The sequence below is a fragment of the Pseudomonas sp. TWI929 genome, assembly GCF_039673335.1.
In the GTDB taxonomy this organism is placed as follows: domain Bacteria; phylum Pseudomonadota; class Gammaproteobacteria; order Pseudomonadales; family Pseudomonadaceae; genus Aquipseudomonas.
The window spans coordinates 1-14650 of sequence record NZ_JBDJLK010000069.1; the positions used below are offsets into that span (position 1 = coordinate 1).

The 14650-nt window shown below is 63.3% G+C and carries 14 protein-coding genes; 9 read left to right on the plus strand and 5 right to left on the minus strand.

Features of this window, described 5'->3' with window-relative positions:
- Positions 1–125 precede the first annotated feature (125 nt).
- Positions 126–824, minus strand: coding sequence for a pirin family protein (locus ABE456_RS21900; RefSeq protein ID WP_346645787.1), 699 nt, complete (start codon positions 822–824; stop codon positions 126–128).
- 174 nt (positions 825–998) lie between these two features.
- Here ABE456_RS21900 and ABE456_RS21905 point away from each other — a divergent pair, with 174 nt between their 5' ends.
- From ABE456_RS21905 to ABE456_RS21925, 5 genes are all read left to right on the plus strand, one after another.
- The gene (locus ABE456_RS21905; RefSeq protein WP_346645788.1) at positions 999–3515 is read left to right on the plus strand and encodes a UvrD-helicase domain-containing protein; all 2517 of its coding nucleotides are present in this window, start codon (positions 999–1001) and stop codon (positions 3513–3515) included.
- Positions 3516–3701: 186 nt separating this feature from the next.
- Positions 3702–4628, plus strand: coding sequence for an alpha/beta fold hydrolase (locus ABE456_RS21910; RefSeq protein WP_346645789.1), 927 nt, complete (start codon positions 3702–3704; stop codon positions 4626–4628).
- 106 nt (positions 4629–4734) lie between these two features.
- A complete protein-coding gene (locus ABE456_RS21915; RefSeq protein ID WP_346645790.1) occupies positions 4735–5160 on the plus strand; it encodes a VOC family protein in 426 nt (141 codons plus the stop codon).
- Positions 5157–5936, plus strand: a complete 780-nt coding sequence (locus tag ABE456_RS21920; protein WP_346645791.1) for an alpha/beta hydrolase — start codon at positions 5157–5159, stop codon at positions 5934–5936. The genes ABE456_RS21915 and ABE456_RS21920 overlap by 4 nt, the downstream gene beginning before the upstream one ends.
- 239 nt (positions 5937–6175) lie before the next feature.
- Positions 6176–7057: a sterol desaturase family protein gene (locus ABE456_RS21925; RefSeq protein WP_346645792.1), complete on the plus strand. Its 882-nt coding sequence runs from the start codon at positions 6176–6178 to the stop codon at positions 7055–7057.
- On the opposite strand, the gene ABE456_RS21930 is transcribed toward ABE456_RS21925, so the two are convergent.
- Entirely contained in the window at positions 7040–7726 is a 687-nt protein-coding gene (locus tag ABE456_RS21930) for an AraC family transcriptional regulator (RefSeq protein WP_346645793.1), read from the minus strand. The two genes, ABE456_RS21925 and ABE456_RS21930, sit on opposite strands and share 18 nt — an antisense overlap.
- 193 nt (positions 7727–7919) lie before the next feature.
- Between ABE456_RS21930 and ABE456_RS21935 the strand changes: the two genes are divergently transcribed.
- Positions 7920–9599, plus strand: a complete 1680-nt coding sequence (locus tag ABE456_RS21935; protein WP_346645794.1) for an MFS transporter — start codon at positions 7920–7922, stop codon at positions 9597–9599.
- 127 nt (positions 9600–9726) lie between these two features.
- Here the strand turns inward: ABE456_RS21935 and ABE456_RS21940 are convergent, their stop codons facing one another.
- Complete coding sequence (locus ABE456_RS21940) at positions 9727–10296, minus strand: hypothetical protein (protein ID WP_346645795.1); 570 nt, start codon at positions 10294–10296, stop codon at positions 9727–9729.
- A gap of 37 nt (positions 10297–10333) precedes the next feature.
- Entirely contained in the window at positions 10334–10720 is a 387-nt protein-coding gene (locus ABE456_RS21945; RefSeq protein ID WP_346645796.1) for a VOC family protein, read from the minus strand.
- 149 nt (positions 10721–10869) lie between these two features.
- On the opposite strand from ABE456_RS21945, the gene ABE456_RS21950 reads away from it, so the two are divergent.
- Positions 10870–11052, plus strand: coding sequence for a hypothetical protein (locus tag ABE456_RS21950; protein ID WP_346645797.1), 183 nt, complete (start codon positions 10870–10872; stop codon positions 11050–11052).
- Between the two features lie 150 nt (positions 11053–11202).
- Entirely contained in the window at positions 11203–12108 is a 906-nt protein-coding gene (locus tag ABE456_RS21955) for a LysR family transcriptional regulator (RefSeq protein WP_346645798.1), read from the plus strand.
- A 102-nt stretch (positions 12109–12210) separates the two neighbouring features.
- Here ABE456_RS21955 and ABE456_RS21960 read toward each other — a convergent pair whose 3' ends face one another.
- Complete coding sequence (locus ABE456_RS21960) at positions 12211–12684, minus strand: hypothetical protein (RefSeq protein ID WP_346645799.1); 474 nt, start codon at positions 12682–12684, stop codon at positions 12211–12213.
- 458 nt (positions 12685–13142) lie between these two features.
- Here ABE456_RS21960 and ABE456_RS21965 point away from each other — a divergent pair, with 458 nt between their 5' ends.
- The gene (locus ABE456_RS21965) at positions 13143–14492 is read left to right on the plus strand and encodes a hypothetical protein (protein ID WP_346645800.1); all 1350 of its coding nucleotides are present in this window, start codon (positions 13143–13145) and stop codon (positions 14490–14492) included.
- Positions 14493–14650: the final 158 nt, after the last annotated feature.

Genomic DNA, 14650 nt, shown 5'->3' on the forward strand with positions numbered 1-14650 from the left:
GCCGCAAAGCGGCCCCGGCGATTTCTGCTGTGACGCTGAAATCCTGGGGCCGCTGCGCAGCCCTTTCGCGACGCAAGGCCGCTCCCACAGGAGAGCACCTACAATTGTGGCGACAGTGATGTGCTTCAGGCCACATCCACCAACACGATCTCGCTGTCCTCGATAGCGGTCACCCGCAACACGTCTTCTTCCTCGATCGCCACACCATCGCGCGCCTTGGCCCGCAACCCGTTCACTTCCACCAGCCCCTTGGCCGGCACCAGGTAGCCCCGGCGTGCGGCGTCGAAGCGATACTCGGCGGTTTCACCCGCCTTCAGGGTGGCAGCCACCAGCCGTGCATCGGTGCGTATCTGCAGGCTGTCTTCGTCACCGACACGGCCACTGGCCAGGGTCACGAAGCCTTCGCCACGTTCACCTGTGGGGAACGGCCGGGTACCCCATTGCGGTGCTTCACCGGTGCGCTCCGGCACGATCCAGATCTGGAAGATGCGTGTATCGACGTCTTCCAGGTTGTACTCGCTGTGCACGATGCCGCTGCCGGCACTCATCACCTGCACGTCACCCGCTTCGGTACGGCCTTTGTTGCCCAGGCTGTCCTGGTGGGTAATCGCGCCTTCACGCACATAGGTGATGATTTCCATGTCGCGGTGCGGGTGCGGCGGGAAGCCACTGCCGGCGGCGATCAGGTCGTCGTTCCATACCCGCAGGTTGCCCCAGTGCATGCGCGCCGGGTCGTAGTACTCGGCAAACGAGAAATGGTGGTGGGCGTCGAGCCAGCCGTGGTTGGCGTGGCCGAGGCTTTCGAACGGTCGCAGTTGCAGCATGGTCGTGCTCCTTGAATCAGTGGAATGACGCCATGATGCGCTAAAGAAACATCGAAAATAAGCGTAAATATCGGCTTAAAACAATCTATTAAATGGATGTTTTTTGTGCTAGTAATTATCCGCTTCATCGCCTAATCCACTGATCTGCAAGCATTCGCTGGCGATTTTTTGTCGATGCGGCGAACATGCCGGCTGATTTTGTTTTTCAACGGAGTGACCGTGGCCCACGAGCAACCCCAGGCCCCCGCCGACCTTACCCCGCCTTCCCAACTACCCTGGTTTCGCCGCCTGGCCGCGCGCCTGTTGGGGCGGGGCCTGACCCGCCTGCAGGCGCAGCACCGCGATTCCTGGTTCCTGGGCCACGCCACCGGCCAGCGCAGTGGCCACGCCGATGGCTTGCGTGACGGCTTCGAGCGGGGGCGGGTGGAGGGGTATGAGGCTGGGCGCCAGGTGCTGGTGATTCGTGATACCCGCCCCGACACTGCCGCCGTACCCGGCCAGGACGACAAGCTGTTCGACGACTGGCGCCTGCCGTTGACGGCTGAGCTTAAAAAGCGCTTCAAGGCCGATGTTGCCCAGCGTCTGCCCGCCGAGGCGCAGCCCAGCGCCGCGCAATGGAAGCTGATTTTCAGCGACACGCCGTCCACCTGCGTGGTGGCCGGGGCCGGGGCGGGCAAGTCGACCTCGCTGGTGCTGCGCATCCTGCTGCTGCGCCACTACCTGGGTTACGAACTGGACGCGATGACCGTGGTCACCTTCACCCGCGAGTCGCGCAAGGACTTCATCAAGCGCCTGCTGCAAGTGTTTGCCCTGTGGCAGATCAACCTGCAACCGTTGCAGGCCCGCGAGCTGGTGCGCACTTTCCATTCGCGCATTTTGCCGCTGGTACGCAGCCTGCCGGGCTTCGACCAGGTGCGTGCCTTCGAAACGCTGGGCAACGAGATGCCTGCCGGGCGCGAGGCTGAGGCCGACAGCAACCCCTTCGACCTGCGCCTGAACGATGCCCAGCGCCAACAGCTGAACCAGTGCTACAGCAACGTGCTGGGCGAGAGCCCACGCTTTGCCGAGCTGGTCGGCCTGTTGCGCAGCGAAGCCTTGCAGCTCAAGCCATTGGACCCGAACAACCCCGACGTGCAGAAGCGCGCCCAGGTAACCCAGTTGGCTGCCCAGCGCGACGAAGAACTGTGCGACGTGATCGAGGACCTGTGGTTCGCCGCTGGCGCCTGGCCGATCAAGGGTATCGAGCCGTGCCGCGAGACTGTCGACATTCGTGGCAGCCGCTTCCATGTGCATGGTCGCCTGGCGGGTGACGGGCCATTGGTGGTGCTGGGCTTCGACCCGGCGGAAAGCGCGCAGTACCAGCGCCCCGGCGCCAAGCTGGCGGTGCGCGGCGAGTGGGCGGTCAAGCGCACCTTGTTGCAGGCGTTCTGCGACAGGCCGCTGATCTGGCTCGACAACTACGCCATGGCCCGGCGCCTGGCGGCGTCGCTGGCCGGTGATGCCGTGGCTGGCCCCGGCTTCGAATACAAGGTCAAGGGCGAGCTGGCTCCGGCGCCGCTGCTGGATGCTTTTGTCGCTGCGGCCAATTTCATCGAAAACCTTGGCCTTGACGTGAACAATGCGGTGGCGGCGATGAGCTTCCCGGCCGGCGACAGCGATGCACTGTTCTTCGAAGCGCTGGCGTTGTACTGGAAGGCCCTGGAAGCGCATCTGCTGGACCAGTCGCCGCCGGTAATGAGCTACAACCGCATGTTTGCGCTGTTCGGCGAAAACAACCCGGAAAACCTGCAACTGCTGCCCGACCCATTGTTGCGGCCTCTGGCGCACCTGATGATCGACGAATTCCAGGATGTGTCGCCGCAAATCGTCAGCTGGCTGCGCGCCAGCCTTGCCGAAATCCGCCGGCGCGGCCCGGCCATGCATACCGGGCGCCATGCCCAGCACTCGTCGCTGTTGTGCGTGGGTGACGACTGGCAGTCGATCTACGGCTGGCGCGGCAGTTCGCCCAAGTACTTCATGGAGTTCACCAAGGCCTTCCCGTCGCCGGCCAACACGCGGGTGATGCTGGTTGACAACTACCGCTGCCAGCAGCAGGTGATCGACGCGGCCGAGCACCTGGTCAAGGGCACGCCGGCAATTACCGGCAAGAAGGCCCGTGCCAGTGGCCCGGCGGCCGAACTGCCGGCCACGCCGGTCAAGGTGTTCGACCGTGACGAGGCCGCGCTGGGCGAAACACTGATCGAGCACTATCAGCGCGGCGAGACGGTGATGATGCTGTACCGCAAGGGCAGTGACAGGGCGCTGATGAACGAGCACCTGCAAAGCGTGCTGCACGCCGAGGCAGCCCTGCCGGCCGAGCAGCGCAGGCTGCGCCAGCTGACCTACCACAGCGCCAAGGGCTTGCAGGCCGACGTGGTGTTCATGCTGGGCGACTGCCAGTACCTGACCAGTTCACCCTACAAGAACCAGGTGTATCGCCAGGCCGGCTTGGGCAAGGCCGGTGATGCCCAGCCGTTCGATACCGCGCAAAAGGAAGAAGTGCAGCGCCTGGCCTATGTGGCGGTGACCCGTGCGGTGCAGCACTGCTACTGGCATGTGGAGGCGGCCAATGGCGAAGCCGCAGTAGCCCCGCGGGCGTCGAGCCAGGTGGATGGCCGGCAGGCCTTCTTCGAAGACCTGCGCGGCCAGTAAGGGTCGGTGACGGTTAAGTCACGGTCGGTGATGGGCCAGTGGGGCACCTGACCTTGCGCCAAGGTAGCGTGTCGGAGCCCTGCGCGGCCCGGCGCAAGGGTTGCCGCTGGCGACAGGATTCGAAGGGGCCGGCGGCGTATCTGGCCTGGTGTGGTCGTACCAGGCTTCAAGTCAGGAAGCGTACCCATGCGTTCTTCATCGACACCCAAGGATCACCTGCTAGACCTGAACGGCATTGAAATTGCCGTGCGTTGCTGGGGGCCGCAAGACGGCATCCCGGTGCTGGCCCTGCATGGCTGGCTGGATAATGCCGCCTCTTTCGAGCGCCTGGCACCCATGCTCGACGGCTGCTTCGTGGTCGCTCCCGACCTGGTTGGCCATGGCCGTTCCGACCATCGCCGCCACGACAGTGGCTATTACCTGTGGGAACATGCCGAGGACATGCTGGCGGTAGCCGACAGCCTGGGCCTGGGGCAATTTCATGTACTGGCCCATGGCATGGGCACTGGGGTGGCGTCGCTGCTGGCAGCCATGACCAGCGGTATCGCCAGCATGACCTTCCTCGACGGCATGGGCGCACCGTTCACGGTGGCCGAAGACGACCGCGTGCAGCACCTGGCGCGGGCCTACCGGCTAAAGCGCATGGTCCAGCGTAGCCAGTTGCCGGGCTTTGCCGAGCCGGACGTCGGCCGCTTCGATGACCTCGACACAGCCCTGGTGCAACGCCGTGAGCGCCTGGACACCGAACTGTCGGAAGGTGCGGCGCGGCTGCTGGCGCTGCGCGACCTGCTGCAGCTGGGCGATGGTTACTGCTGGCGCCACGACCCGCGCCTGGTGCTGCCCGAACCCATGCCACTGACCGAACGTGAAGCCTGTGATTTGCTCAGCCAGATCCACTGCCCGCTGTACCTGCTGTTCGGCCGCCAGGGGGCATTTACCGGCGAGGCCTTTACCCGGCGCCAGGCGGCCTTGCCCAGCCAGGCGAAGATTTCCTGGCACCCGGGCGGGCACCACTTCCATCTGGATGCACCGGACCGGGCGCTGGTCGATCAACTGCTGCGTATCCTGGCCCGCCATGAAGGGCGCGTGCTGCAACGGTTGGTAAACGAGTAGCTGATTCTGGTCATGCCGTGTGCACCTGGGCTATGGTGGCTGCGGAAAAGCCCAATCTCTGTAGGAGTGAATCTACAGGAGCCTGAAGGCCACAAGGAGCCCCGGCATGCGACCGTTCGCCATCAAGCATATCGACCACCTCGTATTGCGGGTCAGTGACCTGCCGCGCAGTGTTGCTTTCTACACCGGGCTGCTCGGCTGCACGGTCAGCCGCGTGCGTGAAGACCTGGGCATGGTCCACCTGGCCACTGGCACAGCGATGATCGACCTGGTGACCCTGGACGGCCCGCTGGGCCAGCCCGGTGGGGCGGCACCGGGGGCCGAGGGGCGCAACCTGCATCATTTCTGCCTGCGTATCGAGCCCTTTGATGAAGCGGCATTGACCGCCTACCTGCAAGCTGCGGGGGTGAAGGTGGAGCCTGCCGAGAAGCGCTATGGCGCCGAAGGCGAAGGGCTGTCGCTGTACTGCTACGACCCGGATGGCAACCAGGTCGAGCTGAAAGGGCCGGTACCTGCCGTGGGGGCGCCATGAGCAAGCTGCACAGCCACGAGCACTGGATCAATACTGCGCAAGGTAAGCTGTTCGCCCAGGAATGGCTGCCGCCGCAGGCGCAGGGGGCGCCCATCGTCCTGCTGCATGATTCGTTGGGTTGCGTCGCCTTGTGGCGCGACTTTCCGGCGCAGCTGGCGCAAGCTACCGGGCACCGGGTAATCGCCTACGACCGCCTGGGTTTTGGCCGTTCCGACGCACACCCGGGCTTGTTACGCCTGGGCTTTGTCGAGAACGAGGCGCGGCAGGGGTTCACGGTGCTTCGCGACTATTTTGGCCTTGGCGATTTCATCGTTTTCGGCCACAGCGTTGGTGGCGGCATGGCCGTGGCCTGCGCGGCGGCGTTCGCCAACCTGTGTGTGGGGCTGATTACCGAGTCGGCCCAGGCATTTGTCGAAGCGCGCACCCTGGAGGGCATTCGCGCAGCCGACCTGCAGTTTGCCGAGCCGGGGCAGTTGCAACGGTTGCAGCGTTACCACGGCAGCAAGGCCGAATGGGTATTGCGTGCCTGGGTGGACAACTGGTTGGCCGAGGATTTTGCCGACTGGAACCTGGATGCCATGTTGGCGCAGGTGCGCTGCCCGCTGTTGAGCCTGCATGGCGATAACGACGAGTTCGGTTCACCGGCGCACCCCGAGCGGCTGCTGGCCTTGGCTGGCGGGCCGGGCAGGGTGCGTTTGCTTCAAGACTGTGGGCATGTGCCGCACCGGGAGCAGGCCGAACAGGTGCTGGCAGAAGTTGTGCAGTTCTTGCAGTAAAGGCTCTCTCTAATTGAACGCGGTCCCCGTGTAGGAGCGGCCTTGTGTCGCGAAAGGGCCGCAAAGCGGTCCCGGCAATTTTGAGATGTTGTGAAGACCCTGGGGGCGCTTCGCACCCCTTTCGCGACACAAGGCCGCTCCTACACGGGGACCGCGCCCCGCATTCATGCGCCGTTCGTTCAAGCGCCGATGTGGCACTTGCGTCAACACCGGCGGCTCCTGTCTACCTGGAGTTGCCCATGCGCATTCTTTATGCCCCGCTGTTCTTCTTCGGTTTCATCAGTGCCGCACTGTCACTGGCAGCAAGCCCGCTATGGCTGCTGTCGCTGCTGGCCAGCGCGGTGCTGCTGTCGTTCGCCTGCGAACGGCTCATCCCCTACAAGGTCGCCTGGAACCAAAGCCAAGGTGAGGGCCGGCGCGACTTGTGCCATGCCCTGGTCAACGAGTGCCTGACCATCAGCAGCGTGGCAGCCATCCCGTTGCTGGCCAGCTGGCTGCCGGCAACCGGCCTGTGGCCTGGGCACTGGCCGCTGGCCCTGCAGTTGCTGCTGGCCATCGCCATGGCCGACCTGGGCATCACCCTGGTGCATTACGCCAGCCACCGCAGCCCATTGCTGTGGAGGTTGCATGCAGTACACCACAGCGTCACCCGCCTGTACGGCTTCAATGGCTTGATGAAGCACCCCGTGCACCAACTGCTTGAAACCCTGGGCGGCACCTTGCCGTTGCTGCTGCTCGGTTTGCCCGTCGAGGTGGCATCGCTGCTGGCGTTCAGTGTGTCGATCCAGCTGTTGCTGCAGCACAGCAATGTGGACATGCGTATCGGCGGCTTGCGCCACGTGTTTGCCTGGGCACCGGTGCATCGCTTGCACCACCTGAAGTACGGCACCACCGGCGACGTCAACTTCGCGTTGTTCTTCCCGGTATGGGACCGTTTGCTGGGCACGGCGCTGCACCTGCCGGGCTATGCACTGGCGGACGATGACATGGGCATAGGTGACCGGCCCGACTACCCGCAGGCCTATGTGGCGCAATTGCAGGAACCTTGGGTAAACGGCGGCGCACATCGGCCTGCCACGCTGCCGACGGCGTTGCGCCAGGCACTAGCCGAGCGAGCGTAGGCGCAACTGGCGCAAGGCGCTGCCGGGGCTCAAGCCAAACTGTCGGCGGACGCTGCGGGTGAAGTGCGCCGAGTCGGCAAACCCTGCTGCCAGGGCGGCCTCGGTCAGGCTGGCGCCATCCAGTGCCAGTTGCAAGGCTACGCGCAGGCGCTGCCATAGCACCAGGCGCCGCACCGACAGCTGCAGCTTGTCGCTGAACAGGCGTTCCAGCTGGCTGATCGACAGCGCCGCAGTACTGGCCAGCTCATGGGCTGGCAAGGCCTGTTCGCCCAGCGCGCGGATACGCTCAAGCGCTTTCACCAGGCGCGGGTCGAGCCGGCGGCGTGGCCAGTGCCGCAGTCGCTCGGCCAGTTGCTCTGGGCTGTTGCCGGCTTGTTCGCAGGCCAGGGCGAGGTCTGCCAGGTCGAATGCCAGTGGTTCGGCGAACAGGGTAAGGCTGGGCACGCCGTGGCTGAGAATGGCATGGGGCTGCCGCGACGGGATCAACACCTGTGGGCCGCGGTAACGCTGTTCGCCCAGCAGCACCTCGACATCGGCATCGAGGCCAATAAGCACCTGATGCGCATAGTGCACGTGGCTGTCGGTGCTGCCCAGCGTAGCCAGCAGCAGGCAGTGGTCGTCAGCCAGCCAGATGTCACCCCGCCAGCCCTGTGTGACCTCGTCGTTCATACAGCCCTCTTGCCTGTGACCCGGCGGGTGGATATCCCGGTAAAGCCGATTATGCTTCAGTTACCTTGCTGCGATCCGAGGCGGCCCGCCTCGTCGTGCTTCGCGCAACCAAAGCAAGCCCTAGGGCCTGGGTGCGACGGTGAAATGGGTGTGAGGTGCTCCGGCCTGCATGATGACATGACGGAGGCAACCCATGGCGGTTCTCGACAGCGCATCCACGGGCAGTAGCGCGCCCCAACGCGGTATCACCAAGGAGGAGCGCAAGGTCATCTTCGCTTCGTCCCTGGGTACAGTGTTCGAATGGTACGACTTCTACCTGTACGGCTCACTGGCGGCGATCATCGCCAAGCACTTCTTTGCCGGGGTCAATGAAACCACCTCGTTCATTTTTGCCTTGCTGGCCTTTGCCGCCGGTTTTGCCGTGCGGCCGTTCGGCGCCATCGTGTTCGGCCGCCTGGGTGACATGATCGGGCGCAAGTACACCTTTCTCATCACTATCGTCATCATGGGCCTGTCTACTGCCGTGGTAGGCCTGCTACCCAGCTACGCTTCGATCGGCGTGGCGGCGCCGATCATCCTGATCACCCTGCGTTTGCTACAGGGCCTGGCACTGGGTGGCGAGTACGGCGGCGCGGCCACCTACGTGGCCGAACATGCACCCAAGGGCCGGCGCGGTTTCTTCACCGCCTGGATCCAGACCACGGCTACCTTGGGGCTGTTCCTTTCGCTGCTGGTAATCATGGCCTGCCGCACGGCCATGGGCACGGAGGTGTTCGAGGCCTGGGGTTGGCGGGTGCCGTTCCTGCTGTCGATCCTGCTGCTGGCGATTTCGGTGTACATCCGCATGCAGCTCAACGAGTCACCGGTGTTCATGAAGATGAAAGCCGAGGGCAAGGCGTCGAAGGCGCCGCTGACCGAGTCGTTCGCGCGCTGGGACAACCTCAAGGTGGTGATCATGTCGCTGCTCGGCGGTACCGCCGGGCAGGCCGTGGTGTGGTACACCGGGCAGTTCTATGCATTGTTCTTCCTGTTGCAGATGCTCAAGATCGAGCCGCAAACCGCCAACCTGCTGATTGCCGGGTCATTGCTGATCGGCACGCCGTTCTTCATCTTCTTTGGCAGCCTGTCCGACCGCATTGGCCGCAAGAAGATCGTCATGGCCGGCTGCATCATCGCTGCGCTGACCTACTTCCCGATTTTCAAGGCGCTGACCGAGTACGGTAACCCGGACGTGTTCGTCGCCCAGGAGCAGAACCCGGTGGTAGTGGTGGCCGACCCTGGCCAGTGCGCGTTCCAGTTCGACCCGGTGGGCAAGGCCAAATTCACCAGCTCGTGTGATATCGCCAAGAGCCTGCTGGCCAAGCGCGCCATCCCCTATACCAACGAAGCGGCCGAACCCGGCAGCGTGACGCAGATCCGCATTGGTGAGCGGGTACTGCCGAGCTTTGATGGCAGCAGCCTGGCGGCGGCAGACTTCAAAGTGCAGAACGACGCCTTTACCGCAACCCTGGGCGGTGCGTTGAAAGAGGCGGGCTACCCGGAAAAGGCTGACCCGGCGAAGATCCACTACCCGATGGTGCTGTTGCTGCTGACCATCCTGGTGATCTACGTGACCATGGTCTACGGCCCGATTGCTGCCTGGCTGGTGGAGCTGTTCCCGGCGCGGATCCGCTACACCTCGATGTCGCTGCCTTACCACATCGGCAACGGCTGGTTCGGCGGCTTTCTGCCGACTGTGGCGTTTGCCATGGTGGCGGCGACCGGGGATATCTACTACGGCTTGTGGTACCCGATCGTGATTGCGGTGATGACGGCGGTGCTGGGGATTTTCTTCCTGCCGGAGACCAAGGACCGGGATATCAACCACACCTGAACAGCGAGGCCGCCTGTACCGGCCTCTTCGCGGGTAAACCCGCTCCTGCAAGGGTATTGCCGGGCCCTGTGGGAGCGGGTTCATCGAGGCGTCGAACCGCCGCGAAAGGGCCGGTACAGGCGATCAATCAATCAAAGTACCCACGCAGGCCAAAGGCATACCCGGTATCCACGCCGGCTGCCGCGCCCCGGCTCAAGCGCTTCTTCAACACAAACTCGAACGCCGGCTCGTACAACCCGTCACGCACCAGCGCACCCGCCAGCACTTCCACGTCATACCAGCCATTGTCCAGCTCGATGATCGGCCGCCCCGGCACCTGGTAGCGCGCCATCAGGTCACCTAGCGTCTTCGGCGTGAAGTGCTGCAGGATGCGCCAGGTGTACAGCATCAGCGCACCGTGTTCGACCCGCAACACATAACCATTGCGCCGGTGCTTGAGGCGGCTGCCGGGTTCGCGCAGGGCCGGGGTGTGGTTATCCAGGGTGAACAGAATACGGTAGGGCAGGTTATCGACCCCGGCCAGCGGCAGCACGATGCCGTCGCGCACGGCCTGGTCTCCGCTGTCGTCATGGGTGAATGCGTAGGCCAGGTCATCGGGCAGTTGATGGTCTTGCTTGAAGCGCTCGAGCAGCTGGATATCGCCGAGCAAAAAGTAGTCGACCAGGTCGTTGAGTACTTCACTGAATTCGTGGCGCATTTGTAATCCTTGTCGTTGCGCGTAATGACGGGTGCCACTAGTGCTTCTGGGCGATCTGAATCAGGTTGCCGCAGGTGTCATCGAACACGGCGACGGTGACCGGCCCCATGTCGGTGGGTGGCTGGGTGAACTGCACGCCTGCCGCGCACAGCCGGGTGTATTCGGCCTGGATGTCACGCACGCCAAACGAGGTGGCGGGGATGCCGTCCTGCTTGAGCGCGGCCTTGTACACCTTGGCCGCCGGGTGTGCATCCGGCTCCAGCAGCAGTTCGACGCCGTTGGGGTCGTTGGGCGAAGTCAGGGTCAACCAGCGGTGCCGGCCCATGGGAATATCATGCTTAGGCTCGAAACCAAGTACGTAGTGGTAGAAAGCCAGGGCTTTGGCCTGGTCGTCGACGAGGATGCTGGTGACCACGATCTTCATAAGCGCACACCGAATGCCTTGGGCGATAAGTATCAGTAAAGCTGTTCGGGGGTAATTGACCAGTGGATGGGGGGGGGTCCAGATGGGTTAGTGCAGATGAGGACTTTAACCTTGCCTGGGCAACATCACATGGATCAGGAGTAAAAAACATGCAAGATGAACCCGTCAACGAACTGCAAGATGCCGACCACGGCCCGCTGGAAAGTGAACAACCCGAGAAGGTACTGTCTAGGCGCAAACGCGGTGTAGGTCCGGTAATAGGAATGCCGTGCCCGCCAGGGTACAAACTGATTGGCGATGATTGCGTACCGGCAAATATCTTCTTTGAGTGAGCGCGAGGTGGCGGCGCAAGTCGCCACCTACAAAAAACCTGCTCAAGCCATAGATAAATCCTTCATCGCCCTGCCACCGGAGGCGGGCGCAGAAGGGTAAAGTGACAGGCACGATCACCGCGCGCCCAGGCCGGCGTCAATGAGGTACCCGTGGCTGCCTATACCTTGCGACAACTCAAGTATTTCGTCACTACCGTGGAGGCCGGCAGCGTTGCCGAGGCTTCACGCCAGCTGTACATTGCCCAGCCCTCCATTTCCACGGCCATCAAGAGCCTGGAAGAAAGCTTCGGTGTGCAGCTGTTCATCCGCCACCACGCCCAGGGCGTATCGCTGACGCCCAGTGGCAAGCGCTTCTATGCCAAGACCAAGTCGCTGCTGCAGATGGCCCACGAATTCGAGCAGAACGCCCTGGCCGATAACGACACCGTTGCCGGGCAGATCGACATCGGTTGTTTCGAAACCGTGGCACCGCTGTACCTGCCGCGCTTGATCGCCGGCTTTCGCCAGCGCTACCCGGGCGTGGATATCCGCTTGCGCGACGGCGAGCAGCAGGAGCTGATCCAGGGCCTGACCGCCGGCACCTTCGACCTGGCCTTTCTCTACGACCACGACCTGGATGGCACCATCGAGGCCGAGCCGTTGATGCCGCCACAAAAGCCTTATGTGTTGCTACCGGAAAAGCACCGCTATGCCGGCCAGGCCCAGGTGTCGCTGCGCGACCTGTGCCCGGAGCCGATGATCCTGCTGGACGTGGCCCCGAGCCGCACCTATTTCGTCAGCCTGTTCAACGAAATGGGGCTGACGCCGAACATCGTCTTCAGCTCGCCATCGATCGAGATGGTGCGTGGCATGGTCGGGCAAGGCTTCGGCTTTTCGTTGCTGGTGACGCGCCCGCACTCGGAGTACACCTACGACGGCCAGCGCCTGGCCATGCTGGACATCGCCGAGCCGGTGGCGCTGTCGGGGCTGGCGGCGGCGCGCCTGAAGCGGGTGCAACTGACCAAGCCGGCGCAGTTGTTCGTGGAGTTTTGCCGGGAGGAACTGGCAAAGTTCTGAAGTCTGGCCTGCATCGCATTCAAGGCATGCACAAAACCTGTAGGGGCGGCCTTGTGTCGCAATGGGCTGCTCCTACAGGTACTGCGAAAAGTTTGAGGGCTGTCAAGGGTTGACCTGATAGCCGCGGCCCTGCAGGCAGCCGCTGTAGGCACTGGCATGGGCCTGGGTTTTTGCTTCGTCCTGGCCGCGCCGGTCCTGGCGCCGCTCCTGGCGCTGGCGCATGCCACCCACCGCGGCACCTGCGGCGGCTACCTCGCCGGCACGGTTCTGCCGGTATTCCTGCTTGGCATCATCACCCATCCGGTCATACAGCTCGTCGTGCTGGTTGCCGCGCACCTGCGCGCCTACTGCACCGGCGGCGGCACCGGCAGCGGCACCGCGTACCCGGCCGCCGACATGAGGGTCATTGGACGTTGCGGTGCTGTTCGCGGCATTGGTTGCGACGGTATTGCAATCGTTGATATCCAGTTGCATCTGCTGGCTGCTCTGGCCTTTGAGCGGCACTACCGACTGCGCCTGGGCTGCCGATGCCGCGCACAGCAGCACCAGCAGGTAACTCCACGTGAACGTACGCATGGCTCACCTCCGGCAAGCGGAAATCCCGTTTCACAGGATAGTTCGGCCAGGCGCTGGCGGCAGGGCAGGCGGCGGTAAAACCTGGCAAAGAGCCGAACGGTTTGCTGGCGTCAAAAAACCTGCCGCCAGGCATGGCAGTTTTTGCCGTTTCGCCTACACCTGATAGCAAGGAAGAACGGCACGCGCTCGACAGGAGTCGACAGGCGGCACAGCCCGCATCCCCCTGCGCACACCCCGTTTACACACGCTTTCGATCAACCCTGGCCAGCAGGCCGGGGCCGTACGTGTTTGCCCGGCAAAAAAGCCGGCAAGGAGGTGTGCCACCCGCCAGTCACTCACCCGTGAAAGCCGGCCGGGTTCGGCTGAACCCGCGCCGAAAACAATAAAGGAGTCCCTGCATCGGCCATGGGCACGCGCCCGGTCGATGCCAGGTGTGCAGCCGATCAAGGAGATCATCGATGAAGCAGCCCCACGGAACACTCGCCACACTGGCCATGACGGCCACCCTGTTCAGCCTTGCCGCCCAGGCCGGGACATACCCGGACTATGGTTATGCGCCGCCCAGCAGCTACAAAGGGCCAACCTTCACCCTCAGCCAGAGCTACCCGACCTCACCGCCCAATGGCATGCCGGCGTTCTTCGGCAAGTTGCCAGACAACCGCGACAACAACTTCGAAACCTGGCGCCCTTATATGGAGGCAGCGAAGCGCTATTGCCTGGAGGGCAACGTTGAAGCGGACTGGTATGTGCAGCGCAACAAGTTGCGGCAGTGGTACCACATGCCCTGGCAGCATTACGGCCCACTGGGGCGCGAGGGCATTCACGGGCTGACCAAGGAAGCGCAGATCCAGGCCAAGCAGCTGGCCAGCACGCAGACCGCCACCGGCCAGACCTATGCCGTGGGCATTTACAACGACATCGGCGCCTACACCCTTGGGCAAGTGTGGAAAGACCCGAACAACCCCGACCCGAGCCCTGCCTCTGAGCCCAATAGTTTTGCCAATGGCACGGTGGTGTGCAAGGCGCTGTTCGCCGATATCGACCGCAGTACGGTACCGTTCCTGGTCAACCCGGTGCTGTGGCAGGGCTATATCACCGATACCTTCACCTCGGCCAACCGCAAGCTCAAGGACGTGGCCTTGATCCAGATGGACATCGCCGTGCGCGACACACGCATTGCCGAAACCGGCTGGATCTTCGGCACCTTCCAGTACAACGGTGCCATGAGCAGCAAGGCCAGCTGGGACAACCTGGTACCGGTGGGGGTGATGTGGGGTAACGACCCGCAGGTCATCACCAATGAATTTACCAACCCGCAGCCAACCCGGACCCGGATCAATCCGGCCCTCAAGCAGACCGCCATCAATGCCAATACCAAGGAGTTGCCGCCCACCCACCTGGGCTGGAACGGCCGCCTCAATGGGCCGGTGGACAACCCCAACAGCTCCTGCCTGAGCTGCCACGCAACCGCTGAAGCGCCGCAACTGGCGATCATGAATCCGCTATTCCAGGCCAACCCGCCGCAGCCCGGCTCGGAAGAGTGGATGAAATGGTTCCAGAACATACCGGCAGGGCATGCCTTTACCCCGGGTACGCAAAGTACCGACTACAGCCTGCAGATGTCCGGTGGCCTGGTGAACTTCTACCAATGGAAGTGCGACATGGGCGGTATCTACGCTAATGGCAGCAATGCCTGCGCCAAAGTTGCCAGCATGAAGTTGAAGATGGCCGCCCCGGCTGGCAGCACACAACAACAGCCGGTTCAGCGCGTGATGCGTGACCCGAGCCTGGAGCAGTTGCTGGAGTAACCCTGTGCAAGGCTCCGGGCATTACTTGCCCGGAGCCTTGCGGCAACTTGCAAAGGCACTGGCGAATATCCCCTTACTGTCATCGAATATAACCGGCGTAGTGCATCTTTCCCGACTAGGCTTGCTGACGAAGCGTCAGGTACTACCTTGTTTCGTGG

What these genes read in the sequence shown, in the direction of transcription:
- ABE456_RS21935 (WP_346645794.1), top strand. Translation starts at nt 7,920, where the DNA reads ATGGCGGTTCTCGACAGCGCATCCACGGGCAGTAGCGCGCCCCAACGC.
- ABE456_RS21960 (WP_346645799.1), bottom strand. Translation starts at nt 12,684, where the DNA reads ATGCGTACGTTCACGTGGAGTTACCTGCTGGTGCTGCTGTGCGCGGCA.
- ABE456_RS21900 (WP_346645787.1), bottom strand. Translation starts at nt 824, where the DNA reads ATGCTGCAACTGCGACCGTTCGAAAGCCTCGGCCACGCCAACCACGGC.
- ABE456_RS21930 (WP_346645793.1), bottom strand. Translation starts at nt 7,726, where the DNA reads ATGAACGACGAGGTCACACAGGGCTGGCGGGGTGACATCTGGCTGGCT.
- ABE456_RS21920 (WP_346645791.1), top strand. Translation starts at nt 5,157, where the DNA reads ATGAGCAAGCTGCACAGCCACGAGCACTGGATCAATACTGCGCAAGGT.
- ABE456_RS21915 (WP_346645790.1), top strand. Translation starts at nt 4,735, where the DNA reads ATGCGACCGTTCGCCATCAAGCATATCGACCACCTCGTATTGCGGGTC.
- ABE456_RS21925 (WP_346645792.1), top strand. Translation starts at nt 6,176, where the DNA reads ATGCGCATTCTTTATGCCCCGCTGTTCTTCTTCGGTTTCATCAGTGCC.
- ABE456_RS21950 (WP_346645797.1), top strand. Translation starts at nt 10,870, where the DNA reads ATGCAAGATGAACCCGTCAACGAACTGCAAGATGCCGACCACGGCCCG.
- ABE456_RS21910 (WP_346645789.1), top strand. Translation starts at nt 3,702, where the DNA reads ATGCGTTCTTCATCGACACCCAAGGATCACCTGCTAGACCTGAACGGC.
- ABE456_RS21965 (WP_346645800.1), top strand. Translation starts at nt 13,143, where the DNA reads ATGAAGCAGCCCCACGGAACACTCGCCACACTGGCCATGACGGCCACC.
- ABE456_RS21940 (WP_346645795.1), bottom strand. Translation starts at nt 10,296, where the DNA reads ATGCGCCACGAATTCAGTGAAGTACTCAACGACCTGGTCGACTACTTT.
- ABE456_RS21905 (WP_346645788.1), top strand. Translation starts at nt 999, where the DNA reads ATGCGGCGAACATGCCGGCTGATTTTGTTTTTCAACGGAGTGACCGTG.
- ABE456_RS21945 (WP_346645796.1), bottom strand. Translation starts at nt 10,720, where the DNA reads ATGAAGATCGTGGTCACCAGCATCCTCGTCGACGACCAGGCCAAAGCC.